23 protein-coding genes and 1 pseudogene are annotated in these 23,616 nt (G+C 68.0%); 9 read left to right on the top strand and 15 right to left on the bottom strand.

Annotated features, from left to right (window positions below; genetic code table 11):
• Positions 1-166: 166 nt before the first annotated feature.
• Positions 167-1,192, top strand: coding sequence for a hypothetical protein (locus ACTF4R_RS04510; RefSeq protein ID WP_440006571.1), 1,026 nt, complete (start codon positions 167-169; stop codon positions 1,190-1,192).
• 103 nt (positions 1,193-1,295) lie between these two features.
• Here ACTF4R_RS04510 and ACTF4R_RS04505 read toward each other — a convergent pair whose 3' ends face one another.
• Entirely contained in the window at positions 1,296-3,449 is a 2,154-nt protein-coding gene (locus ACTF4R_RS04505; protein WP_440006570.1) for a CDC48 family AAA ATPase, read from the bottom strand.
• A gap of 71 nt (positions 3,450-3,520) precedes the next feature.
• A complete protein-coding gene (locus ACTF4R_RS04500) occupies positions 3,521-3,880 on the bottom strand; it encodes a nuclear transport factor 2 family protein (protein WP_113275999.1) in 360 nt (119 codons plus the stop codon).
• Between the two features lie 75 nt (positions 3,881-3,955).
• On the opposite strand from ACTF4R_RS04500, the gene ACTF4R_RS04495 reads away from it, so the two are divergent.
• Together ACTF4R_RS04495 and ACTF4R_RS04490 are read left to right on the top strand one after the other, a co-directional pair.
• Positions 3,956-5,056 carry a pyridoxal phosphate-dependent aminotransferase gene (locus tag ACTF4R_RS04495; RefSeq protein WP_440006569.1) on the top strand — a complete coding sequence of 367 codons (1,101 nt, stop codon included), beginning with the start codon at positions 3,956-3,958 and terminating at the stop codon, positions 5,054-5,056.
• A 345-nt stretch (positions 5,057-5,401) separates the two neighbouring features.
• Complete coding sequence (locus tag ACTF4R_RS04490) at positions 5,402-5,848, top strand: type IV pilin domain-containing protein (RefSeq protein WP_440006567.1); 447 nt, start codon at positions 5,402-5,404, stop codon at positions 5,846-5,848.
• A gap of 237 nt (positions 5,849-6,085) precedes the next feature.
• Here the strand turns inward: ACTF4R_RS04490 and ACTF4R_RS04485 are convergent, their stop codons facing one another.
• From ACTF4R_RS04485 to rpl7ae, 11 genes are all read right to left on the bottom strand, one after another.
• Positions 6,086-6,487, bottom strand: coding sequence for a hypothetical protein (locus ACTF4R_RS04485; RefSeq protein WP_440006565.1), 402 nt, complete (start codon positions 6,485-6,487; stop codon positions 6,086-6,088).
• Between the two features lie 312 nt (positions 6,488-6,799).
• Complete coding sequence (locus ACTF4R_RS04480; protein ID WP_440006563.1) at positions 6,800-7,132, bottom strand: hypothetical protein; 333 nt, start codon at positions 7,130-7,132, stop codon at positions 6,800-6,802.
• Entirely contained in the window at positions 7,129-9,474 is a 2,346-nt protein-coding gene (locus ACTF4R_RS04475; protein WP_440006561.1) for a penicillin acylase family protein, read from the bottom strand. Before ACTF4R_RS04475 ends, ACTF4R_RS04480 begins: the two co-directional genes overlap by 4 nt.
• Before the next feature lie 70 nt (positions 9,475-9,544).
• Entirely contained in the window at positions 9,545-9,781 is a 237-nt protein-coding gene (locus ACTF4R_RS04470) for a hypothetical protein (RefSeq protein WP_440006560.1), read from the bottom strand.
• Entirely contained in the window at positions 9,778-10,119 is a 342-nt protein-coding gene (locus ACTF4R_RS04465; RefSeq protein ID WP_440006558.1) for a 2Fe-2S iron-sulfur cluster-binding protein, read from the bottom strand. Before ACTF4R_RS04465 ends, ACTF4R_RS04470 begins: the two co-directional genes overlap by 4 nt.
• A 1-nt stretch (position 10,120) precedes the next feature.
• Positions 10,121-11,533 carry a selenium-binding protein SBP56-related protein gene (locus ACTF4R_RS04460; protein WP_440006557.1) on the bottom strand — a complete coding sequence of 471 codons (1,413 nt, stop codon included), beginning with the start codon at positions 11,531-11,533 and terminating at the stop codon, positions 10,121-10,123.
• 189 nt (positions 11,534-11,722) lie between these two features.
• Entirely contained in the window at positions 11,723-12,217 is a 495-nt protein-coding gene (locus tag ACTF4R_RS04455; protein WP_440006555.1) for a high-potential iron-sulfur protein, read from the bottom strand.
• A 178-nt stretch (positions 12,218-12,395) separates the two neighbouring features.
• Positions 12,396-12,860, bottom strand: a complete 465-nt coding sequence (gene ndk, locus ACTF4R_RS04450; RefSeq protein WP_113275990.1) for a nucleoside-diphosphate kinase — start codon at positions 12,858-12,860, stop codon at positions 12,396-12,398.
• Positions 12,857-13,051, bottom strand: a complete 195-nt coding sequence (locus ACTF4R_RS04445) for a 50S ribosomal protein L24e (protein WP_440006552.1) — start codon at positions 13,049-13,051, stop codon at positions 12,857-12,859. The genes ndk and ACTF4R_RS04445 overlap by 4 nt, the downstream gene beginning before the upstream one ends.
• A complete protein-coding gene (locus tag ACTF4R_RS04440; RefSeq protein ID WP_113275988.1) occupies positions 13,051-13,278 on the bottom strand; it encodes a 30S ribosomal protein S28e in 228 nt (75 codons plus the stop codon). The genes ACTF4R_RS04445 and ACTF4R_RS04440 overlap by 1 nt, the downstream gene beginning before the upstream one ends.
• An 11-nt stretch (positions 13,279-13,289) precedes the next feature.
• Positions 13,290-13,652, bottom strand: coding sequence for a 50S ribosomal protein L7Ae (rpl7ae, locus tag ACTF4R_RS04435; protein ID WP_113275987.1), 363 nt, complete (start codon positions 13,650-13,652; stop codon positions 13,290-13,292).
• Between the two features lie 437 nt (positions 13,653-14,089).
• Here rpl7ae and tmcA point away from each other — a divergent pair, with 437 nt between their 5' ends.
• From tmcA to sugE, 3 genes are all read left to right on the top strand, one after another.
• Positions 14,090-16,351, top strand: a complete 2,262-nt coding sequence (gene tmcA / locus ACTF4R_RS04430; protein ID WP_440006549.1) for a tRNA(Met) cytidine acetyltransferase TmcA — start codon at positions 14,090-14,092, stop codon at positions 16,349-16,351.
• 23 nt (positions 16,352-16,374) lie between these two features.
• Complete coding sequence (locus ACTF4R_RS04425; RefSeq protein ID WP_440006547.1) at positions 16,375-16,533, top strand: DUF8014 family protein; 159 nt, start codon at positions 16,375-16,377, stop codon at positions 16,531-16,533.
• A gap of 88 nt (positions 16,534-16,621) precedes the next feature.
• A complete protein-coding gene (gene sugE / locus ACTF4R_RS04420; RefSeq protein ID WP_440006546.1) occupies positions 16,622-16,945 on the top strand; it encodes a quaternary ammonium compound efflux SMR transporter SugE in 324 nt (107 codons plus the stop codon).
• Positions 16,946-17,005: 60 nt separating this feature from the next.
• Here the strand turns inward: sugE and ACTF4R_RS04415 are convergent, their stop codons facing one another.
• A complete protein-coding gene (locus tag ACTF4R_RS04415) occupies positions 17,006-18,724 on the bottom strand; it encodes a glutamate--tRNA ligase (protein ID WP_440006544.1) in 1,719 nt (572 codons plus the stop codon).
• Positions 18,725-18,843: 119 nt separating this feature from the next.
• Entirely contained in the window at positions 18,844-19,356 is a 513-nt protein-coding gene (locus ACTF4R_RS04410; protein ID WP_473965261.1) for a multiprotein bridging factor aMBF1, read from the bottom strand.
• On the opposite strand from ACTF4R_RS04410, the pseudogene ACTF4R_RS21165 reads away from it, so the two are divergent.
• The 3 genes and pseudogenes from ACTF4R_RS21165 to ACTF4R_RS04400 form a co-directional block, all read left to right on the top strand.
• Positions 19,307-19,414 (top strand): annotated as a pseudogene (locus ACTF4R_RS21165) (DUF8138 family protein); the annotation flags it as partial. The gene ACTF4R_RS04410 and the pseudogene ACTF4R_RS21165 overlap by 50 nt on opposite strands.
• 317 nt (positions 19,415-19,731) lie before the next feature.
• Entirely contained in the window at positions 19,732-22,767 is a 3,036-nt protein-coding gene (locus ACTF4R_RS04405) for an MMPL family transporter (protein WP_440006540.1), read from the top strand.
• On the top strand, positions 22,767-23,501 hold the full coding sequence (locus ACTF4R_RS04400; protein ID WP_440006538.1) for a TrmB family transcriptional regulator: 735 nt from the start codon (positions 22,767-22,769) through the stop codon (positions 23,499-23,501). The genes ACTF4R_RS04405 and ACTF4R_RS04400 overlap by 1 nt, the downstream gene beginning before the upstream one ends.
• The last annotated feature ends 115 nt before the right edge of the window (positions 23,502-23,616 follow it).

Below are 23,616 nucleotides of genomic sequence, written 5' to 3'. Positions count from 1 at the left end.
CTTCCTCGGTAGCGATGTCCGGCTTGCGGTCGGCCTGCGGGAACCGCGGTCGGCGCTGTCGGTCCGGTGACGGACCCGAACGGGGACCGGCGTGTCTGCGTGACGTCCCGTTCTCACCGCCGACCGGAGTAGAAAGCTTATTCCGTTCCAGGGAAATCGTTCGCTCGTGACTCGTCGGAGCGCTTTCAGGAATCTCACCGACCGCGAGCTAACCCGCCGGCAGTTGCTCGCGGGCATCGGCGGCGGCGCGGCGACTGTCGGAGGAGCGAAGGCCGTCGACAACGTCCTTCTCGGGTACGGCGTTCTCGTCGGGACGAATCTCCGCGACCAGAATCTCGGGGCGCTGGCGCGCGAGCGGTTCGGTCCCTCCGCGTTCTCCGTCTCGGTGTCGGGCCACCGGCTCCGTTTCCGGGGCGACGAGATTCGCGTTCGGGACGGCGACGCCTGGCGGTCGCTCCCCCTCTCGGCGTCGCCCGAGGAGGCGGCCGAACTGGACGCAGAACTGGGGCTGGAAGGCGGTCCGCTGGAGCAACTGGTCCGGGACCTGGGGGCCATCTCGGCCGGCGAGTTCCGGTTCGAGTTCGCCCAGTACGAGGAGTTCTTCGACCGGGTGCGAGACGCGGACGACCGACCGTTCACCGTGCAGGCGGTTCGCGGGAACCGCTTCGCGGACGTCCCTCCCGAGACGGTCGAATCGTTCACGGGGGCGTCGCCGAAGCGGCCGGAAGCCGTCGTCGAAGGACTCGTCGGCGGGTTCCGCGACCAGACCTCCTACGACGTTCCCCGGTACGTCGCCGGGTCGGTGGAGGACAACGTCATCTTCGGCGCCACCGACCTGCGGAAGTACTTCCAGTCGCCGACGACGTTCGACGCTATCGAGTCGGGCGAGGACTCGGGCATGTTCTGTTACGAGTTCACGTGGCGGTCGGTCGAGGCCCTCCACGCGCTCCCCGCCCATCGCCAGCGCACGCCCGTCGTCGGCGCGAAAGTGTTCGACGACCGCCACAAGCACGTCTACACCGGCGTGGCGAGCGTCGTCAGGAGGGACGGCGACCTCGTCGTTCCGATGACGTTCGTCGACTACACGCACACGACGCTGTACGACGACCTCGGCGTCCAGAAACTGCTCGGCGAGGGGCTCCGGGCCTACGACGACCGCCATCGCGCGACGGCGATATACTGGCAGCCGTAGCACGTCGGACGCCCGTCTCGACCCCGACCGACCCCGTTCCGCCGACCGTCGAACGGGTTCCGCGGCCGCTCGGCAGTCGACGACGAAGAAAGCGACCCGTCTCCTACAGCGTCGGGCGGACGTGGTCGCGGGCGGCGTCGAAGTGGCGCTCCTCGACGACGATCTCGTCCGCGTTCCGGTCGGCCTCCGCGACGCCCCAGGCGTCCGCGGCCTCGCGGATGGCGCGCATCGAGGCGTTCCGGACGAGCGCCTCCAGGTCCGCGCCCGTGTACCCCTCCAGGTCGGCGGCGAGTTCGTCCAGGTCGACGTCGTCGGCCAGCGGTTTCTCGTCGGCGTGGACGGCGAGTATCTTGCGGCGGGCCGCCTCGTCCGGCGCGGGCACCTCGACGTGGGACTCCAGGCGACCCGGCCGGAGGAGGGCGGGGTCGAGCGCCTCGCGGCGGTTCGTCGCCGCGAGGACGACGAGGTTCGGGTTGTCCGTGAGGCCGTCGAGTTCCGTCAGCAACTGTGAGACGACGCGCTCCGTCGTCTCGTGGGAATCGCCGCGCTTGGCCGCGATGGCGTCTATCTCGTCGAAGAAGACGATGGCGGGCGAGGCCTGTCGGGCGCGGTCGAACACCTCGCGGACGGCCTTCTCGCTCTCGCCGACGTAGCGGTCGAGCAGTTCCGGTCCGGCGACGTGGATGAAGTTCACGTCGCTCTCGCCGGCCAGCGCCCGCGCGAGCAGCGTCTTGCCGGTCCCCGGGGGGCCGTACAGGAGGACGCCGCTCGGCGGTTCCGTGTGAGTCACCTCGAAGAGGTTCTGGTACGAGAGCGGCCACTCGACCGCCTCGACGAGCGTCTGTTTCGCCTCGTCGAGACCGCCCACGTCGTCGAAGGTGACCGTCGGCGTCTCCGCGACGAACTCCCGCATCGCCGAGGGGTCGACCGACGCCATCGCGGCGTTGAAATCGTCGCGGGAGACGGTCACGTCCAGCAGCGCGTCGTCGTCGGCACCGTCGTCTCGCGCGCGGCGGAGCGCCGCCATCGCCGCCTCCGTCACGAGCGCGTGCAGGTCCGCGCCGACGAACCCGTGCGTCGTCGCCGCGAGGCGGTCGAGGTCCACGTCGTCCGCCAGGGGCATCCCGCGGGTGTGAACGTCGAGCACCTCGCGTCGTCCGCCCTCGTCGGGCGCGCCGATCTCTATCTCGCGGTCGAAGCGGCCGCCGCGCCGGAGTGCCGGGTCGATGGCGTCGACGCGGTTCGTCGCGCCGATGACGACCACGTCGCCCCGGGACTCCAGTCCGTCCATCAGCGACAGCATCTGGGCGACGAGGCGGTTCTCCACGTCGCTCTCGTCGTCGCGTTTCCCGCCGAGGCTGTCTATCTCGTCGAAGAAGACGATGGCGGGCGCGTTCTCGGCGGCGTCGTCGAATATCTCGCGCAGGCGCTCCTCGCTCTCGCCCTTGTACTTGCTCATTATCTCCGGGCCCGACACGGAGATGAAGTGGGCGTCGACCTCGTTGGCGACCGCCTTCGCGATGAGGGTCTTGCCGGTCCCCGGCGGCCCGTAGAGCAGGACGCCCTTGGGCGGTTCGATGCCGAGTCGGCGGAATATCTCGGGATTCGCCAGCGGGAGTTCGATCATCTCCCGGACCCGCCGGAGTTCGTCGTCGAGGCCGCCGATGTCCTCGTAGGTCGCGCCGGTCATCTCGCCCGCGTCGTCGCCGACGTCGCCGGTCGCCGCGGCGGGCGTCACCGTCGAGTCGGCGACGCCGGCCAGCGAGACCTTCACGTCCGTCTCGCCGGTCACCCGGACCGTGCCGTCGGGGTCGGTCGCCGTGACGGTGAAGAGGCCGGCGTCGCCGAGCCGTTCGATGCGAGCGCGCTCGCCGGGGCTGACGGGTCGGTCGCGGAGTTCGCGCTTGACCGCGACCTCCAGGGTGTCCACGTCGTCGAGCGAGAAGTTCGCCTCGGGCGAGACGGTGACCGACTCGGCGTCCTCGACCGCCATCGGTCGAACCGTCACGGTGTCGCCGATGCTGACGCCCGCGTTCGAGCGCGTCTCGGCGTCTATCTGGATGACGTCGTCCGGGACCGACGCCGCGGCGGGCCACATCTTCACCACCGTTTTCCGGTCGCCTTCGATGGCGAGCGTGTCGCCGCTGAGTACCTCCAGGTGTTGTCGGACGGCGTCGGAGATGCGGGCGATGCCACGCCCGCCGTCGCGTTTCTCCGCGCCCCGGACGGTGAGCGTGACGCTCCGTTCACTACCCATGTCACGTACTCCTCGTCGAACTATCTTCAGGGTTGTCCCGTGGAACCGCCGCGGCTGCGACGGCGAGGCGTTCAGACCGTGTCCCGGTCGGTGTACGTCCAGCGCTTCGCTATCTTCCCGTCGCCGTCGAACCGGTGGAAGTCGGCGAAGCCGAACTCGACGCGGTCGTCACCCTGGACGCCGCGGAAGGTGCCGCGGACGGCCACCGTGTCGCCGTCGACGGTGAGCGAGTGCACTTCGTGTTCGCCCTCGTCCAGCGGCCGGTCTTCGAGGTAGAACGTGCGGAACTCCGCCATCCCGTCCAGGTCGGCCTGCCCGGGGCGTTCGTAGACGACGTCGTCGGCGAAGAGGTCGAACAGTCGCTCGTACTCCTCGGCGTCCACGCGGTCGTAGTAGTCCCGGACCGCGTCCGGGTCGGCTGTCGGGGCCATACGACGGTCCACGCCGGTGACGCGAGTAGTAGTTTCGGTCGAAAGAAAGACTTGCCCCCGCTCGAAGAGTGGTGTATGGACTACGAGACGCCGCTGTTCTTCCACGTCATGTCCTACGCGACGGAGGCTGACCGCGACGTGGTCGACATGGTGAGCGGGAACCCCGACTGGGGGTCGCCGCCCGGCATCGCGGAGGGACTGCACGAGTACGCCGACCTCGGCGGTGAGGACTTCCAGTATCCGCCGAGCGAAGGACTGGCCGAACTCCGGGCGGAGATAGCCGCCCGGCGCGACGTCGACGCGTCCCAGGTCGTCGTGACCAACGGCGGCGGGGAGGCCAACTACCTCGCGATGGCCCGCGCGCTCGAACGAGACGCGGGCGACGAGTTCCTCCTGACCGACCCGGTCTACCCCTACTACCCCGGGAAGACGAAGATGCTCGGCGCGACGGCGCGGTACGTCCCCGTCGCCGACGACGGCACGCTGGACCCCGCGGCGGTGCGCGAACGGGCCAGCGACGACACCGCCGCCATCGTCGTCAACACGCCGAACAACCCGACCGGCGCGGTGTACGACCAGGCGACGATGCGCGAACTCGTGGCCGTCGCGGAGGAGTACGACGCCCTGCTCGTGAGCGACGAGGTGTACGACCACTTCGACTTCTCCGGCGAGTTCACGTCCGCGCTCGCGTTCGATTCCGACCACCGCGTCGTCACCACCGCCTACTCGAAGACGTTCGCCATCACCGGCTTCCGCGTCGGGTACGCCGTCTTCCCGCCGGAACTCGTCGACGTGGCCAAGACCCGGCACATGCTGACCAACGTCGCCACGACGCGGCCCGGCCAGTACGCCGTCCTCAACGCGCTCCACGACACCGACCCCGACTACTACGCCGAGAGCCGCAAACTGCTCGAGTCCCGCGTGGAGACGTTCACCGACGCCCTCGACGCCGCGGACGCGGAGTACACCTCGCCCGACGGCGGGTTCTACGTCATGGCCCGGTTCGAGGACTACCCGGGGACGCTGTCGAACGTCGAGCGACTCGTCGACGAGGCCGGCGTCGCGGGCATGCCCGGCGAGGCGTTCGGCGAGAGCCGCGCCGACTGGTTCCGGTTCGCGCTGGTGACCCCGCGCGTCGAGGAGGCCGCCGCGCGACTGGCCGACTACTTCGACTAACGCCGCGCCCCGGACGTCGACCGGAGCGGCTCGAACTCTCGACCTTCAACGCCCAAACGTGTCGGGAGGGAATAATGACTCCTCGGTTGATTATTTCATAGGACAACCTCATTTAAATACCGGACGTAGCCGCTTCGAGTCACTTACCAGAAAATGGATTTGTCCAGCCACATATTTATTAGGGATGAGAGGTAACGGGTGATACACCGCGCCGAAGCCGTGAAAATAACGGAGACCTGCCGGGACCGCATCCCATCTCCCGACACTCGAAACTAGTCGTCGGGACATATAACTTCCCCGACTGGTCTCATCGGCGATAACGCGCGTCCAAGGAGAAACACGACTATGACACTCAAAGAGAAGTTCGAGGCGATCACCGGACGCGACTTCGACCGCGCCGTCAGCCCCGTCATCGGCGTCATCCTGATGGTGGCCATCACGGTCATCCTCGCCGCAGTCATCGGGACGTTCGTGATGGGCATGGGCAGCAACGTAGAAAACAACGTGAATGCCGGTGCTTCAATTAGCGTTAATAATTCTACGACAGATGGAGGAGTCACCGTCACGTGGGTATCAAAAGGTTCTGCCAGTAAATTAAATGTGAAAGTGAAGAAGGGTAGCGACTCAGCGTCAGAACCATTGACCTCTGTCGGTAGTTCTGTAACCATCAAAGAAAATGCTGATGTAGAGCTAACTGCCAGTAATCATAATACGGTTCAGGTAATCGTGACTGCAGTTGGCGAAAACGGCGAGAAGAAGACAGTCATCAACAACGAAGAGCACACTATCTAACTACCTCCCATCCCAGTTTTCTTGGAGTAACATTGGTATCGCGCTACAAAACCCTAGACAGCGATTTCTACATGACAGCAGAACCTCAATCCGGCATTTGAGAAGTATGGCCTTGTTGAAACAGTCAATTGATGATAGGTTTCAGTGGCCGTGCTGTATACAGGGTGCGCATCTTGCATGTCGGATTTCATTGAACCAGTCAACAATGCAATCTGCAATTGTTCTCGGTCTAATTGTTTAGCCCCAGGGGAATAGTGATCCAAGAGGGCTAAGTGCGTCCGAGACGGAGTTAGCAAGCTTGTTCCGATGCTCTCGCCGTAGCTCCTTCCGATGCCCGAAGGCACGCCGAATCTCTATCTCCGCTTCTTTCTTCAACATGTGGAGGCGTAGTTTCTCCGCCTCAGTTAGTGCCTCCCTGTCCGCATTCTCTTCATCCAACAAGAATGCCCGAGCGGGTCCTTGAGGGCTTTCCTCGGCGGGGAATATCGCCTCGAAGATCTGGGCGTCCGCGCGCATTCCGAACTCCTGGTTATACAGGAAGTCGATGTCACAATCCTTCAACCGCTCGTAGTCATAGATTTTCCGCACCCGCTCGGCTATCCAGTCAATCTCCTCTTTGTTGGGCGTATCCTCATACATACGACAATCAACTACTACCAGTAGAATGAAACTTGTGCGTCGGCCCATGATTTTCATAGCCTATTGTTACGCCCTGCTGAATACACCCCTCTATACAGCACGCCAATCCTGTCAGCCTCTGAGCATTTCAACAGGGCCAGAAGTAACGAACACCGCCGAAAGGGGGGAGAGAGTGTCCGATTCGGCTTGGGGTAGGGGTGTGACAACCTGGTGTTCGGCCGGGCGGACGACCCGCCCGTACTGCGACCGACGCGCGGGGAGATAAAAGCTCTCGGCCTTACCCGCGGCGAAAGTGAAAGTGACCGCCGAGGGTCAGTCGAGCGCTCGCGCGAGACCGCCGACGAGACCGGCGAGGACGGGGATGGCGACGCTGACGGCGAGGAGGCGACCCGTGTCGAGGTAGCGGCCGAGCGAGCCGCTGGCGGCCAGCAGGGCGGCGAACGCGAGCCAGCCGAGGACGCCGAACGCGAGGCCGGCGAGGAGGCCCCGCCGCCAGTTCCGGGTCGGGAGGCTGACGAGCGCGCCGCCGACGAGGAACCCGAGGGGGTGGACCGTCGCGAGCGTCAGGCCGACGAACGCGGCGACGGCGTACGCCGACCAGCGCCGCGTCGGGTCCGACCTGACGACGTCGAGTCGCAGGGTCATCTTCGAGCCTCCTCGAAGGTGACCGTCTCCTCGCCGCGCAGTTCGCGGGTCATCGACTTGTACTCCACGTCGGCCCAGGCGCGCAACTGGTCGCGGTAGTGCTCGGAGAAGTAGTCGCCGGAGTTGCCGCCGGGCAGGACGGCGACCGACTCGCCGCCCACGGGGCAGACCATCCGCCAGCTGCTCCCGACGGCGGACTCGACGCGGTAGTTGTTCACCGTCTGGCTCGACCCGTCCGTGGGGACGGCGGGGTAGTTGAGGAACGACTGGTCGAAGGGGTGGGTGATGGCTGCGGTGTCGTTGTAGTCGCCGTACGTCTCGTAGCCCTCCTCCTCGACGGTCGTCACGGCGCTCCGGAGCGCGCGCACCATCGCCGCTCGACGGCTCCCGTCGCCGAACCAGCGCTGGCCGTCGAGATGCGCGACCACCCAGTCGCGGGGGTGGTACGCCTCGCCGAGGTCGGCCCGCTCGAACGCCGCCCCGAGCGCCTCCTCCCGGAACGCGTCGAACCAGTGGGCGAACAGGAGCGCGGCACGCGAATCGCGGTCCATCCGGTAGTCCCACCCCGAGAGCGTCTCGACGGCCGACTGGAGTCCGTCTGCCCCGTCCGCGGCCCGGACCAGTTCCGGCACGAGGTCCCGGGCGCGCCCGTCCAGCGCGTCGGCCTGCATCTCCTCGACGAACGCGGGCGTCACGGGGCGGTCGGAGTTCGCGCGCTCGTCGAGCAGTTCGTAGATGCGCTGGCCGCGGTAGGGGCTGGCGTACGCCTCCGAGAGGTACGGGTCGTCGGTGACGCGCTGGTTCGCGGTGGCGAGGTACGCCGGATTCCGGACGTGGGGTTTCTCCTCGAACGGGACGAACCCCTCCCAGGAGGAGACGCCGAACGGCTCGAACCCCCGCCACTCGGCCTCCCCCGCGGAACCGTCGAAGATGCGGTCGCCGCGGACGCGCTCGCCGTCGACGGTCCGGACGGGGATGCGGCCGGTGACGTAGAAGAGGGTCTCGCCGTCCCGGTCGGCGTAGACCAGGTTCTGGGTCGGCAGGTCGAAGTGGCGGGTCGCGGCCAGCACGTCCTCGACGCCCTCGCTCGTCGCGTACCGGTGAACGGCCAGCGTCGTCTCGGTGGCGGTGTGGCCGGTCCACGCGACGCCGACCTGCTCGCCCTCGCGTTCGAGGTAGGGGCCGTGGACCGTCTTCCGCACCGTCACCTCGCGGTCCTCGCCGTCCGCGACCGCGACGGTCCTGATGTCGACGTCGAACTCGCGCCACTCGCCACGGTAGCGGTACCGGTCGCCGTCCGTCTCGTACCGGTAGAAGTCGATCACGTCCGCGCCGGTGTTGGTGAATCCCCACGCGCCGGCGTCGTTCTCGCCGATGACGACGAACGGGACGCCGGGAAAGGTGACGCCCCGGACGCCGGCGTCGCTGGCGCGGAGGTTCATCTCGTACCAGACCGGCGGCGCCATCAGCGAGAGGTGGGGGTCGTTGGCGACGATGGGGTTCCCGCTCGCGGTGTGTTCGCCGGAGACCACCCAGCTGTTCGAGCCGACGCCGGGGTCGCTCTCGAAGTCCGCCAGCCACTCCACGAGATCGCTCCCGACGGCGCGGTCCGGAGGGGACTCCCGGGCGGCCGTCCCCCCGTCGCCGCCCTCCCGGACGATGGGCGCGTCGTGGTCGAGACGCGCGGGGTAGAGCTCGCGGGCCGCCTCCGCGCCGAGTTTCTCGGCGACCGTCGCGCGCCGGAGCGTCCGGAAGCTCCCCGTGAGCTCCCAGGATATCTGTTTCTCCATCAGCAGCGTGTCGGCCGGCGTCCACGCCGCCGGCTCGTACGACAGCAGGCCGAACTCCAGCGGGAGCGGTTCGTTCTCGACGTAGGCGTTCACGCCGTCGGCGAACGCGCGGACCACCGGGGCAGTGTCGGTGCCCCGGAGGTGTCGCCAGGTCGCCTCTGCCGCGCCCGCGAAGTCCATCTTCACGTGGAACTCGTCGGACTCGAACGCGGCGTCCCCGACGACGGCCGACAGCTGTCCGCGCATCAGCCGCCGCTGGAGGTCGAGCTGGAAGAGCCGGTCCCGCGCCTGGGCGTACCCGACGGCGAAGTACAGCGCGCGCTCGTCGGCAGCGGAGACGTTGGGGACGCCGTGGTCGTCGTACCGCAGCGTCGCTGGCCCATGCGGACTCTCGACGGTCCCCTGCGGACGGTCGGTCGCGGACCGCCACGCCGACCCCGACAGTGGCGCGAACCGCCGGAGGTAGCTCCGGACCGGCGAGAGGGCGCTGCCGGTCGCGACGCCTCCGAGTATCGCGCCGACCAGCGCCCGTCGCTTGGTATCGATGTCCATACCTGGACCTGTGGCGATTTCGATGTAAAACCGTTGTCGAACTGCGGGCCAGTTTCGCCGCGTTCCCGGCTCACGGGCCCGGACCGGCCGTGAGTCCGAGGACGCCGATAGCGAACGCGTTCAGCGGGATGACGTATCGCCACACCGCGTTCGGGACGACGCGGACGAGGTAGGGCGCGCCCACGGCGGCGACGAAGCCTCCCGTGTAGATGGACGGCAGCAGCGTGAGGTCGACGGCGACGCCCCGGGTGGTGCGGACGAAGAACGTAACCGCCGGGGGCGCGTCGAGGTGCGTCGCCGGACTCACTTCCAGGGGTTCGAGACGAGGTCCCGCTGGACGTCCACGCCGACCTCTATCGAGCAGTCGGTCCGCGGTTCAGCGATACAGAGCAGGACGTAGCCAGCCTCGCGGTGACGGTCCTTCAGCGCCCGGGGCTCGCGGGCGTGGTCGAGTTCGCCCACCAGCAGTCGCCCGGTGCAGGTTCCGCACGCACCGGTTCGACAGCCGAAGGGGAGCGCGACCCCGACGCTCTCTGCAGCCGCCAGCACCGGCTCGTCGGCGCGGGCGCGGATCGCACGCTCGCGTCCGTCGCGCCAGACGAGTTCGACGCGGTGGGTCGGCGTCGCGTCGCGCCCCGTCGCCATCTCACTGCCAGACGTCGCTGGTGCAGTCGCCGTCCGGCCAGCGTATCTCGTGCGCCCGGGCCGGCCCGTTCGGCATCTCGCCGAAGTCCACCAGGAAGTCCTCGTCCAGTTCCATCGTTCCCTTGCGCGGGTCGACGTCGGCTTTCAGCATCACCGAACCGAGTTCGCCTTCCTCTGGGAAGAACTGGTTGTCCCACGTCGAGAACAGCGACGTGGTCCAGTACAGTCGCTCGCCGTCGATGCTGAGTTGGAGCATCTGCGGGCCGGCGACCACGGGCCGGTCGTCCTCGCCGGTCGGGTGCCGCGGTCCGAAGAGGCCACCCGCCCAGAGCCGGTCCGCCAGCCGCGGGTTCGTGGGGTCGCTCACGTCGTACATCCGGACGTCGCCGTGCAGCCAGTCCGAGAAGAACAGGTAGCGGTCGTCCATCGAGACGACCAGGTCCGTGATGAGACCGGGAACCGGCATGTCCCAGTCCTCGTGTTCGCGGCTCTCGACGTCGATGGCCTTCTCGGCGTGCCACTCCCCGTCGTCCTCGTAGAAGTGGAAGATGTTCGACGACAGCGCCGCGCCGACGTAGCCGTGGACGGACTCGGGACTGTGAAGGAACCGGACCTCCAGCGGGATGAGGCCCTCCTCGCCGAGGTCGATGGACTGCTCGACGGTTCCGTTCTCCCAGTCCCAGATGTGGATGCTGCGACCGTATTTGCCCTTCTCGACGTCCTCCAGGTCGAAGCCGGGATAGTAGGTCTTCGGCGCGGCCCACTCGCTCGACACCATCACGTTGTGGCGCGGCTGGTACCAGTAGTCGTAGTTCATCTCTATCTCGCCCGGCGGGTCCCACCGGCCCTCTATCTCGAAGTCGTCGTTCAGTTCGAGGAAGCCGCCTGGCAGGTCGCCGTCCGCGTCACCCAGCATCGAGATGAGTATCTCGCCGTCCGGGATGCAGTGGACCGTGTGCGGCGCGCTCAGGTCGTACTCGTACACCTCCTCGGGTTCGATGACCTTCACTATCTCCGGGTTCCGTCGGTCCTTCGTGTCGATGATGTGGAGTCGCGACGACCGCTGGCCCGGAACGACGAGGTGGCGTCGCTCCAGGCCCTCGACGTGACAGGACGACGAGCAGGCGTTCCAGCCGAAGTGGTGGAGTTCGTCGCCCCGGTTCGGCATCTCCACGCGGTCGACGACCTCGCAGTACGTGTCCGAGTCCGGGTCCACGTCCACGACGGACAGGAAGTCCGGCGCGTCCACGTCGGTGCCCACGTACAGCGACGGCACGTAGGCGACGCGCTCGCGCTCGGACTGCTCGATGGCGGCCTGTGGCGTGGCGTACCCCGGCCCCTCGACGTCGTGGTGGTGTTCGTGTTCTTCGTGCGCCGCTGCGCCGCTCTCTCCGGGTGATTCGGTGTCGTTCATGTTCTCTCCCCCGACAAGGGTACGCTGCCGGTCATCCTGACCGGGAACGTATCGGCAATAATTGCCGGAAGTTCGTGGAGGGTGTCGGTCGGTTCGGACGACCGAGAGGCACGAGTCCGTCCGCCCCCCGCCTGACGCGACCGTCGACTCGCGCCGGTCGACCCGTGGGACCGAACGCCGAATCGGCGGCTACTCGGCTTCCGTCCCTTCGGAGCCTCGCTCGCTCTCGACCGCTTCGTCGATGGTCTGCTGGTCCGTCTCGTCGCGCGGGCGGAACTCCCCGCGGTCGAGGTCCGCGCCGGTCGGGTCGAACTGCTCGAACGCCCAGGCGAACGCGGGTTCGCCCTCGGGTGGGAGCCAGAGCTTGCACCATCCGCGCGGGTGGATGTGCTCGCCGCCGAATCGGTCTTCCTTCCGTCCGACGACGTGGCACTTGCCGGCCTCGCCGGGCGCGCCCTCCTCCCAGAAGCGACAGCGCCCGCAGGTGTTCACCCACATGGTGGGCGGAAACGGCGACTGCGGCAGGTAGCCAGCCTCCTCCTTCCCGAACTTCTCGCCGTGCCGGTCGTGGGCGCGGTGATGTATCTCTTCGGCGAGCTCCGCCAGGCCGTCTTCGCCGTCCATGAGGTACGCGAGCAGGACTCGTCCGGCGTGAGACGGCCACGAAACGTCCTCGTCCCCCATGGAACCCGCTTTCCACGCCGAGGCGCAAATGGTTGATGGCACCACGCCCGGCCCCAGTTCGTCTATTCCGCCGGCTCGCTCTCTCCGGAGTCCCTGCGCGGAGCACCGCGGTTAATCGGCGGCTTGCTCGCTCTTCGCGGACGTGATCGGTCGGAAAATTGCGGTAGCGGCGACGGCGTTACTCGTACAGCCACTGCTCGTCGACGCGCTCGTAGTCGACCAGTTCGTCCTCGTCGAAGAACAGGTCGATCTCGCGCTCGTTCGCGCCGGGGTCCTCGTGGTCCGAGCCGTGGATAACGTTGCGACCGAGGTCCAGGCCGTAGTCGCCCCGGATGGTGCCGGGGGCGGACTCGGCGGGGTCGGTCTCGCCCATCATCTTGCGGACCTGGCGGGTCGCGTCCTGGCCCTCCCAGACCATGGCGAAGACGGGACCGGACGTGATGAACTCGACGAGTCCCTCGAAGAACGGCTTGCCCTCGTGCTCGCCGTAGTGTTCCTGGGCGAGGTCCTCGTCGATCTGCATGAACTTCCCGGCGACCATCTTCAGGCCGCGGTCCTCCAGCCGTGAGACGACCTCACCGATGAGACCGCGCTGGACGCCGTCGGGCTTGACCATCACGAACGTGCGCTCGGCCTCGCTCATTCCTGCGTGGCCTCCTCGGGCGGCTCTTCTTCGGTCCACTCGAGGTCGCGCGGTTCGCGTCCAAGGTCCGCGTTCTTCTCGCACTTCGACGAACAGTAGTGGATAGTCGTTCCGTCCTTGCGAACGAACATCGTGCCCGTACCGGGCTCGACGTCCTGGCCGCAGTAGTCACACTCTCGCGTCTGTGGCATTATTGTCCTCCGATGGAGTCGGCTTCGCGTGCGGTCTCGCGCAGCTGTAGCACGTCGCCCTCTCGGACGGGACCGAGACAGTTGCGCGTGATGATGCGCCCCTGATTCTCGCCCTCGCGGATGCGGCACTTGACCTGCATGGCCTCGCCGTGCATCCCCGTCTTGCCGACGATTTCGATAACTTCGGCGGGCGTGGAGTCTTCCTCTTGTGTCTCTTCAGCGCTCATCCTCTATCACCTCAGCGGAGTTCCTCGACCTTGTCGGCGACGTCGTCGACGTCCTCGCTCGCATCGCCGGCGTCGACGATGGCGGCGGCGGCGCTGCCGACTTCCAGACCGGCGGCGTGACCCACGTCGTCCTGCGTGTCGACGAAGACGAACGGGATGCCCTTCTCGTCGGCGAGCTCGGGCAGATGCATCACGATCTCCTCCGGCTGGACGTCCTCGGCGATGTAGACGAGGTCGGCGTTGCCGCGCTCGACCGCCTTGGTCGTCTCGTTGGTTCCTTTCTTGACGGTTCCTGTGTCTCGGGCGACCTCCAGCGCATCGAGCGCGCTGTCCTGGAGGTCGGCTGGGACGTCGAAGTTTACGTAAACTGGCATGGTTGTTCACCTCCCCACGCGTCGGCTCAGGCTCCCCTGCCGTTCGAGTCCTGTGCGGCTAGGAGCATCATCAACCGCGCGCAGGTCGTACACATCTGTAGATGGTTCCCCCATAAAAGAGCTTCCAAACGAGCGACGGACTGCGAATCGCTTACACACCCTCGATTCCGGGTAGATTCCCCCTATCGCCCGGCGAGGAGAACCTGTCACCCCGGCGCAGTCATCGAGGGTGAAGAGGAGACCGACCACCGTTCGATTCCGAAACCGGTCGTCACGCGGCCGCGCTGCCTGCAACGGGGTCCTGTCGACTGCGAGCGGGCCGAGGGTCCGGCACCGACGAGCGCGAGGCGTCGTCGCAGGCGGAGCTTCGAGGGACGGCGTTCCGGCGAGGTGGTCGAACGGAAAGGCCCTTGCCCTGTTCCGGCCAACTCCCCGGCATGGACGTGGAGGAACTGGCGGCCGCGCTCGCCGCGGAAGCCCGGCGGGCGAACGAGCGCCGACTGCTCGTGCTGGCGGGCGACCGCGCGGCGACCGTCGACGCGGCGCGGCGGGCGCTCGACGCCGCCGGCATTTCCCGCGAAGCGACGACGCAGGTCGCCCCCGAGCGCGCGCTCGACTGCGAGCGCGTCGGCCAGCACCGTGCCGCCGAACTCCTCGGTACCACGCGTGCGGCGGTCGTCTTCGACGCCCACGACGAACTCCACCCGAACGCCGTCGGTCGCGTCGTCGGCGCGGTCGACGGTGGCGGCCTCTTCCTTCTGCTCGCGCCCGCCCTCGACGCGTGGCCCGACCGTCGCGACGAGTTCGACGCCTCGCTCGCCGTCCCGCCGTTCGAGACGAGCGACGTGACGGGACGCTTCCGCGAGCGGTTCGTCGCCACGCTCCGGACGCGACCCGGCGTCGCCGTCGTCGACGTTGACGCCGGAACCGTCGAGCGCGACGGCCTGACCGACCCCGCGCCGCGACTCGCCCGGCGGGAGGCGTCGATTCCCGCGGACCGCCAGTTCCCCCGGGCGGCGTACGAGGCCTGCCGCACCGGCGACCAGGTCGCGGCGGTTCGCGCGCTCGAAGCCCTCCGCGAGACGACGGCCTCCCCCGCCGCCGTCGTCGTGGAAGCGGACCGGGGCCGCGGCAAGTCCAGCGCGGCGGGCATCGCCGCCGGGGCGCTCGCCGCCGAGGGCAGCGACGTGGTCGTCACCGCGCCGGAGTACCGGAGCGCTCGCGAGGCGTTCGTCCGCTCCGGCGCGCTGCTCGACTCGCTCGGCGAACTGGCGGGGACCGACGGCGACCCGCCGAGACGCGTCGCGAGCGAGGATGGAAGCGTCCGGTTCGCGACGCCGACCGCCGCAGCCGACGCCGTCGACGCGGCCGACGAGGAGGGACCCGACGCCGTGCTGGTGGACGAAGCGGCCGCCCTCCCGGTCCACCTGCTCGAACGCTTCCTCGGCTGCCCCCGCGTCGCGTTCACGACGACGGTCCACGGGTACGAGGGCGCAGGCCGGGGCTTCTCCGTCCGGTTCCGCGACCGCCTCGACGAGAGCGACCACGACGTGAGCGAGGTGAGCATGGTCGAACCCATCCGGTACGTCGCGGGCGACCCCGTGGAGGTCTGGGCGTTCGACGCGCTGGCACTCGACGCGCGACCCGCCGTGGACCCCCTCGTCGCCGACGCCGACCCGGCGGGAACGGAGTACCGCACGCTCGACCCGGACGACCTGCTCGCCGACGAACACCTGCTCCGGGAGGCGTTCGGTCTGCTCGTGCTCGCACATTACCGGACCGAACCCGCAGACCTCGCGCGCCTGCTCGACGCGCCGAACGTCGCGGTCCGGGCGCTCTGCCGGGACGGCCACGTCGTCAGCGTCGCGCTGCTGGCGCGGGAAGGCAACCTCCCCGCGAGCGTGCGCGAACACATGTACGAGGGCGGTCGCGTTCGGGGGAACATGCTCCCCGACGTGCTCACCAGCCAGTTGCGCGACGAGGACGCCGGGCGGCCGGAGGGCCTGCGGGTGATGCGCATCGCCACCCACCACGCAGTCCGGTCCCGCGGCCTCGGCTCGCGCCTGCTCGCCGAGATTCGCGCCGAGTTCGCCGGGGAGGTGGACTGGCTCGGCACGGGGTTCGGCGCGACCCCCGAACTCCTCGGGTTCTGGCGGGAGAACGGCTACCGGGCCGTCCAGCTCTCGACCACCCGGAACGACGCCAGCGGGGAGCACTCGGCGCTGTTGCTCGACCCGACAAGTGACGCGGGACGCGACCTGCACGACCGCACCGCTCGGCGGTTCGTCGGGCGCATCGCCGCGGTGCTGTCGGACGCCCTCTCGGACCTCGACCCCGACGTCGCCCGCGCGACGCTCCGGGCCGTCGACGCACCGGTCGCGCTCGACTGCACCGACTGGGAGTGGCGGATGGTCGCCGCCAGCGCGTACGGCCCCGGGCAGTTCGACCAGGACCCCGCACCGTTCCGACGGCTGGCCGTGAAACATCTCGTCGAGTCCGACTGCGACCTCTCGCCGCGCCAGGAGCGCCTGCTCGTCCGGAAGGTGCTCCAGGCCCGCGGCTGGCCGCGGGTCGCGGACGAACTCGGCTTCCACTCCGCCGGCCAGGCGATGCGCGCGCTCGGCGAGGCCTTCCGACCGCTCGTGGACCGGTACGGCACCGATGCGGCCCGCGAGGAGCGAGAGCGGTACACCGATTAGGAACCGGACCGTCGTTCCGGACGATGGAGTGCGCCGAAGACGACTGCGACGACGAGGCGGCGGTTCGGTTGCACGTCCCGTGGGACGCGAACCGGGAGGTCTGTACGAGCCACGCCCGCGTCCTCGCCAGGCAGGACGGCGTGGTCGCCGAACCGCTGGCGGACGCCGAGGAGTGGCGGTGACGACGAGACGCGTCCGCGGAGGTCTCCCGGCGGTAGCCGCCGGTGCAGAACGGAAGGTATAGTCGTCCGGTCCAACTACACCGGACCGATGTCATGGTACGTCCTGGTGGTCGCAGGCGTGTTCGAGATAGCGTGGGCAGTCGGCCTCGAATACTCCGACGGGCTGTCGAAACCCCTGCCGACGGCCGGCACCGTCGTCGCGCTCGTCGTCAGCATGCTGTTGCTGGCGAAGGCGGTCGAGACCCTGCCCGTCGGTACCGCCTACGCCGTCTGGACGGGTATCGGAGCCGTCGGCACCGCCTCGCTCGGCATCGTCCTCTTCGACGAACCGGCGGAACTGACTCGCGTCTTCTTCATCGGCGTCGTCGTCGTCGGTATCGTCGGCCTCCACCTCTCCTCGGGCGGCCACTGAGCGCCTCGACGTGACGCGGGTGACGAGTTCGGAGAAAACAGTGTCCGTCGCTCCGTGCGCCTACTCGTGAGCGAAGTACGCGACGGACTCGCCGCTCTCGTGTCTGTCGACGCGCGCGAAGCCGACGCGCTCGAACTGGACGACCTCGTCGGGGTCTCTCTCCGCGAATCCGGGTTCGGCGTGACCGTGCACGTCGCCGTCCATCGTGCGCAGGCGGACGGGGACGTTCGCGTCGGCCGACACCCAGTGGACGACGGGGACGTTCTCCTCACGGACCGCGTCGATGTCGTCGCCGGTGTACTGGAGGGCGTCGCGGGTGTGCCGGAAGCAGCCGAGTCCCTTCAGCCAGACGCGGTCGTCGTGGTCCGGCACGTCGCCGGACTCGACCAACACGGCTTCGCCGGCGGGAACGTGTCGGGTGCCGCGGTCCTCGTGGTCGGGGTGGACCGCCGGCTCCGCGGCCTCGGGGGGGTCGCCGACGAGCGGGTACTCGACGCCGTCGCGGACGAAGAAGCAGCGCTGGGCCTCGTCGTCGACGAGTTCGCGGTTGTTGGCGTAGACGGAACTCATCGCGAGGTCGACGTTGCTCGTCGACGTGCCGAGCTCTATCATCGACTCCGTGACGGCCTCGCCCCTGATTCCCCGTCGCTGCAAGCTCAGCAGCGTCGGCGCGCGCGGGTCGTCCCAGCCGTCGAGTTCGCCCTTCTCGATGAGTTCCTTGATGGTCGAGGTGGACATCTTCACGTCGTACTCGTCGACCTGGACGTGCCCCCAGTGGATGACCTCGGGGTACTCCCAGTCGAAGTAGTCGTAGACGAACCGCTGGCGCTTCGCTGAGTCCTGGAGGTCGATGCCGCGGATGATGTGGGTGACGCCGGTCAGGTGGTCGTCGACGCCCGACTGGAAGTCGAGCATGGGCCAGCACCGGTAGTCGGCGGCCTCCTCGCGCGGGTGCGGCGTGTCTATCATCCGGAACGCCACCCAGTCGCGGAGCGCGGGGTTCTTGTGCTCGATGTCGGTCTTCACCCGGAGCACCATCTCGCCCGAGTCGTACTCGCCGGCGACCATGTCCTCGAACTCCGCCAGCGTCGTCTCGGGGTCCTTGTCGCGGTGCGGGCACGGCTCCGCGCTGTTCTTCAATTCCGAGAACGCCTCGCCGGAACAGGAGCAGGTGTACGCCCCGTCCTTCTCGATGAGCCGTCGGGCGTGCTCGTAGTAGGTGTCGAGGCGGTCGCTCGCCTTGATGACCTCGGCGGGTTCGAAGCCCAGGTACTCGACCTCCTCGACAATCTCGTCGTACACCCAGGTCAGGGGGCGTTTGGTCTCCGGGTCGGTGTCGTCGAACCGGACGATGAACTCGCCGTCGTACTCCTCGGCGTACGTGCCGATGACGGCGGGCATCCGGCCGTGACCGATGTGCCACGGGCCGTTCGGGTTCGGCGCACAGCGCATCCGGATCTCGTCGTACTCGTCGGCGTTCGGCAGGTCGGGGAGCACGCGGTCGTCGCCCTCGTCCTCGCGCTCGAGTTCCTCGACGAGTTCCGGGTCGAGTTCGCCGAGTAGCTCCCGCCGCTCCTCGCGGTCGAGACGGTTGATTTCGGCGACCGCTTTCCCCGCAACGCCCGGCACCTCGTCGCCGTGCTCGCGGAACTCGGGGTTCTCGCCCATCAGCGACCCCATGATTGCGCCGACCTCGGCGTCGCTTTCGTGTTTCAATGCGTTGAACAGCGCGTGCTTTTTGGCCTCCTCCTCGACTCTCTCGCGCAGGTCCTCGTCCATTGGGGGAGCGTTCGGTCGGCGCGTCTAAACTGGTTGGGGTTTCCGACGACGTGGACGGTCGTGGCCGACGCTCCGCGCGTTCTGTCGAAAGCGAATCGAATCGCGGGGCCGGGGACGTCTCAGTCCTTGCGCTTCACGACGTCACCGAGCGTGGTGCCGCCGGTCGAACTTCCGCCGCTCCACTCCTCGTCCCCGCCGGAGCCGCCGGCGGAGAGGCTGATGTCGAGCTCCCGTTCGAGTTTCGTCTGCACGTCGTCGCTCGGCAGGACGTCGCCGCGTTCGAGCTTCCGGATGAGACTGGCCTTCTCGTTGAGCTCCTTCGCCAGGTCCTCCTGGCTCATTCCCGTCGACTCGCGGGCGTTCCGGATGCGGTCGTCGTAGTCCTGGGCGAGTTCGTCCATGTCGTCGAACATGTCCGAACGCCGCGTCCGGGAGCTACCGCCGCCTCCCGAACTCGAACTACCGCTGGTGCTGGACGTGCTCGACGACGACGACGTCGAGTATTTCGTCGACGTCGACGAGGTATCCTGAGTCTGGACCTCGGTACCGAAGTCCGCGCAGTTGTCGCAGACGTCGAGTTCCGCGCCCTCGACCTTGACGGTCTTCGGCGACGACGTCTCGGCACCGCACATCTCGCACTGTACCATGTGTTACGGTTTACCGCCTCTACTGATAAATGGCACGCCGTGATGTGCCGGCCAGGGACGGTCGGTGACGGGGCCGTCGCAGTCGGCGCGGTCGGCGCGGTCGGGCCGCGAGCGTCTCGTCGACCGGATTTCGAGGTCGCCGAGCGCCGTCTCGACCGCTCCCGTCGGTCTCCGCCACGTCGGTTCGTCGTCACTCCCCCGGGCCGGGGCCACGACCGCGCTACGCCGGGGGCTCCCGGAGCTGTCGGTGTCACGCGCGGAACCTGTACCTTTTTGGCCGAGCTGTTAGTAGGACTCTAACAACAGTCCACCGATGACCGAACGCAGAATCACGACGTCGGGAGCACGGGAGGAACGGACGTGCTAGACCGTCTGTTCGAGAACGTCACGGAGCACAGTCGGGTCATCGTCGCCAGCTTGCTGGTGCTGACCGTCCTGGTCGGTGCCGGCGCGCCGATGGTCGAGCAGTCCTCCTCGCTGGAGCAGTTCCAGAGCGACAGCGAGGCGGCGAAGAAACTCGACTACATCGAGTCGAACTTCACGACGGGTCGCGAGAACACGACGACGGTACAGGTCATCGTCCGCGGGGACGACGTCCTCTCGAAGGGAACGCTGGTGGACACGCTCGAACTCCAGCAGCGCCTGCGCGAGAACGAGACGGTCGGACCGACGCTCGCCGACGAGACGCCGACCTCGGGCATCGCGAACGTCGTCGCCACCGTCGCCATCCAGCGCGAGCAGGGCGCGAAGCTTCGCGCCCAGGCGACCGAAATTCAGCGGCGAAGCGACCGACTCAACCGGACGGCGGCGCAGTTGCGCGCCGCGCTGAACCGTACACGGACCCTGCAGAGCAGGTACGACCGGCTGAACGCCTCCTATCGGCAAGAGGAGATAAACGAGTCCACCTACCAGCGGCGCGCCGCGGGTCTGGAGTCGAACCTGAGCCAGGTTCGCCTGAACGCGACCGAGAACCTGACCGCGAACCAGACGGCGACGTTCACGAAGGCGTTCCGCCAGACGAGAGGGCTGCAGGCGAAACTGGACCGGTTGAACGCCTCCCGAGAGCGAGGCGAGATAAACGAGTCGGCCTACCGGGAGCGGTCGGCCGAGATTCGCTCGCAGTTCCAGCAGGTGTACCGGCTCGGCACGCGCGGCGTGCTCTCGGCCGAGTACGAGGAGCTACGGCGGTCGTCCGAGGAACTGCGGGAGCAGCGGACGGCCCTGCGGGAGTCGTCGCCGACCATCGAGGAACAGATAGCGCAACTGGAGTCGATGAACCAGTCGGCCATCGACCGGACGCTGACGTCTGTGCTGAGCGAGAACGCGACCGGGATGGCGGCGCAGTCGTTCGCGTTCATGCCCACCTCCTACGAGCCGGGAAGCACGGAGGCGAACGCGACGATGCTGATAATCTTCCAGCAGCAGGAGGGGCAGGCGGCCCAGGGAATGGGGTCGACCGGTCTCGTCGAATCCCAGCAGGCCATCCAGTCCGTCGCGAAGGAGACGCTGGACCAGGAGGCGCTCGTCTTCGGGAGCGGCATCATCAGCCAGGAGATCGACCAGTCGATGACCGACAGCCTCGCCATCGTCGGCCCGCTGGCGCTCCTGTTCGTCGTCCTCACGCTGCTGGTCGCCTACCGCGACCTGCTCGACATCGTGCTCGGCGTCTTCGGCATCGCCCTGGTGCTGGTGTGGACGTTCGGCTTCATGGGCTGGGCGGGAATCACGTTCAACCAGATGTTCATCGCGGTGCCCGTCCTCCTCATCGGACTGTCCATCGACTACGCCATCCACGTCTTCATGCGCCACCGGGAGCAGCGCTCCGCGGACGGCGCGGAGGAGTCCGAGAACGTTCGGGGGTCGATGCGCGTCGCGCTCGTCGGCGTCGGCGCGGCCCTGACGTGGGTGACCGCGACGACGGTCATCGGCTTCCTCTCGAACCTCGTCAGTCCGCTGCCGCCCATCCAGGACTTCGGCGTGGTGAGTTCGTTCGGCATCGTCGCCGCGCTCGTCGTCTTCGGGGCTCTCGTCCCGGCGCTGAAGGTCGAGGTTGACGAGTTCCTGGAAAACCGCGGCTTCGACCGCAAGAAGCGCGCCTTCGGCACCGGCGGCGGGGCGCTCGGTCGCGCGCTGTCGGTCGGCGCGGTGGCCGCGCGGAAGGCCCCGTGGGTCGTCATCGCGGTCACGCTGGTCGTCAGTTCGGTCGGCGCGTACGGCGCGACGCAGGTCGACACCAGCTTCTCCCAGGAGGAGTTCCTCGCGGAGGACCCGCCGGGGTGGACGAAGGACCTGCCCGAACCGTTCAGGCCCGGGAGCTACTCGGCGAAGGCGAACATGGAGTACGTCAACGAGAACTTCGTCAACCGGAACTCGCAGGCCCAGCTACTGCTCCAGGGCGACGTGACGGGACCGCAGACGCTCGAGAAGGTGGAGCGACTCCGCGAGCGGGCGGGGGAAAAGGACGTGACCGTGGTCCTCTCGAACGGCGACCCGGAGGTCACGAGTCCGCTGTCGGTGATGGAGCAGGTCGCGGCGCAGAACGAGTCGTTCAACGAGACGTTCACGGCCGCGGACACCGACGGTGACGGCGTGCCCGACAGGAACGTGGAGGAAGTGTACGACCGCCTGTACGAGGTCGCGCCCTCGCAGGCGAAGAGCGTCGTCCACCGCGAGGACGGCGAGTACCGCGCGCTCAGGATGTCCGTCTCCATCGAGGGCGGCGCGAGCAGCGCGGCGGTCAAGGCCCAGATGACCGACGTCGCGGACTCGGTCGACGGACTCGACGTGACCGCGACCGGCCAGCCCGTGGTGTTCGAGATCGTCCAGCAGCAGTTGCTGGAGACGGTCATCCAGAGCCTCGTCATCACGATGGTCTCGGTGTTCGCGTTCCTGATGCTGGTCTACCGCATCACGGAGGGGAGCGCGACGCTCGGCGCGGTGACCCTGCTCCCCGTGCTGTTCAGCGTGACGTGGATCCTCGGCACGATGTATCTCATCGACATGCCGTTCAACGTCCTGACGGGGATGATAACCAGCCTCACTGTCGGACTCGGGGTGGCCTACAGCATCCACCTCTCCGAACGGTACAACGTCGAACTCGAACGCCGCGGGTCTGCCTGGGACGCGATGGAGACGGCGCTCACCGGTACCGGCGGCGCGCTGCTGGGGAGCGCGGCGACGACTGTCGGCGGGTTCGGCGTGCTCGCGTTCGCCATCCTGCCCGTGCTCCAGCAGTTCGGCATCATCACCGGGCTGACCATCATCTACGCGTTCCTCGCGAGCGTGTTCGTGCTGCCGAGTCTGCTCGTCGTCTGGACGCGCTATCTCGGCCCCGGCGCGCGGGGCACGGTGGACACGAAGACCACGGACGCGACGCCGACCCCGGGTGAGGACTGATGGACGAGAGCGACGCCATCGAGGCCCTGGAAGAACTCGGCCTCTCGAACTACGAGGCGAAGGTGTTCGTCGCGCTCCAGCGACTCGGCACCGGGACCGCCCGCGACATCCACCAGGCGACGGACGTGCCGCGCTCGCAGGTGTACGGCGCGGCCGAGAGCCTCCAGGAGCAGGGACTCGTCGAGGTCCAGCAGTCGAAACCCCTCCAGTACCGTCCCGTCGGCCTGGAGGAGGCGCGGTCGCATCTCCGGAACCGGTTCGAACGCACCGAGGAGCAGGCGTTCGACTACCTCGAAACCGCCCGCCAGGAGGGTAGCGAGGACGAACAGCGCGAGGACGTCTGGACCATCCACGGGCACGGGGGCGTCGCGAGCAGAGTCGAGCAACTCGTCGACGAGGCCGAGGAGCGAATCGTCTTCGGGTCGCGCGACCCGCTGGTGACGCCGGGCATCGTCGAGGGGCTCCGTCGGCGCTTCGACGCCGGCGTCTCGGTCGTCGTCATCAGCGAGGACGAGGCCGTCCACGAGCGGTTCGACGACATCCCCGTCGTCGACCCGCCGGACGCCCCCGACGAGTCCCACGCCGGGCGCGTGCTCTCGGTCGACGACGACACCGTCCTCATCAGCGTGCTCGACGACAGCGACCGGGAGACGGCCATCTGGAGCTCCCAGACCGGCTTCGCGTCCGTCCTCGGCCAGTTCATCGACGCCCGTCTCGACGACGCCGAGCGCTGACGGTCGCCGCGGGCCCGTTTCGGGGCCGCCGACTTCGTCTGCCGCCCGTCGCCGTTGCCGGAGGCGTGGCCGACCGAGCGGCCCGCGTGACGCCGACGGTCCGACCGTCTGCCTC

It is taken from the genome of Halomicrococcus pelagicus (genome assembly GCF_051917725.1).
Taxonomy (GTDB): Archaea; Halobacteriota; Halobacteria; order Halobacteriales; family Haladaptataceae; genus Halomicrococcus.
This window is presented reverse-complemented; position numbering and strand designations above follow the sequence as displayed.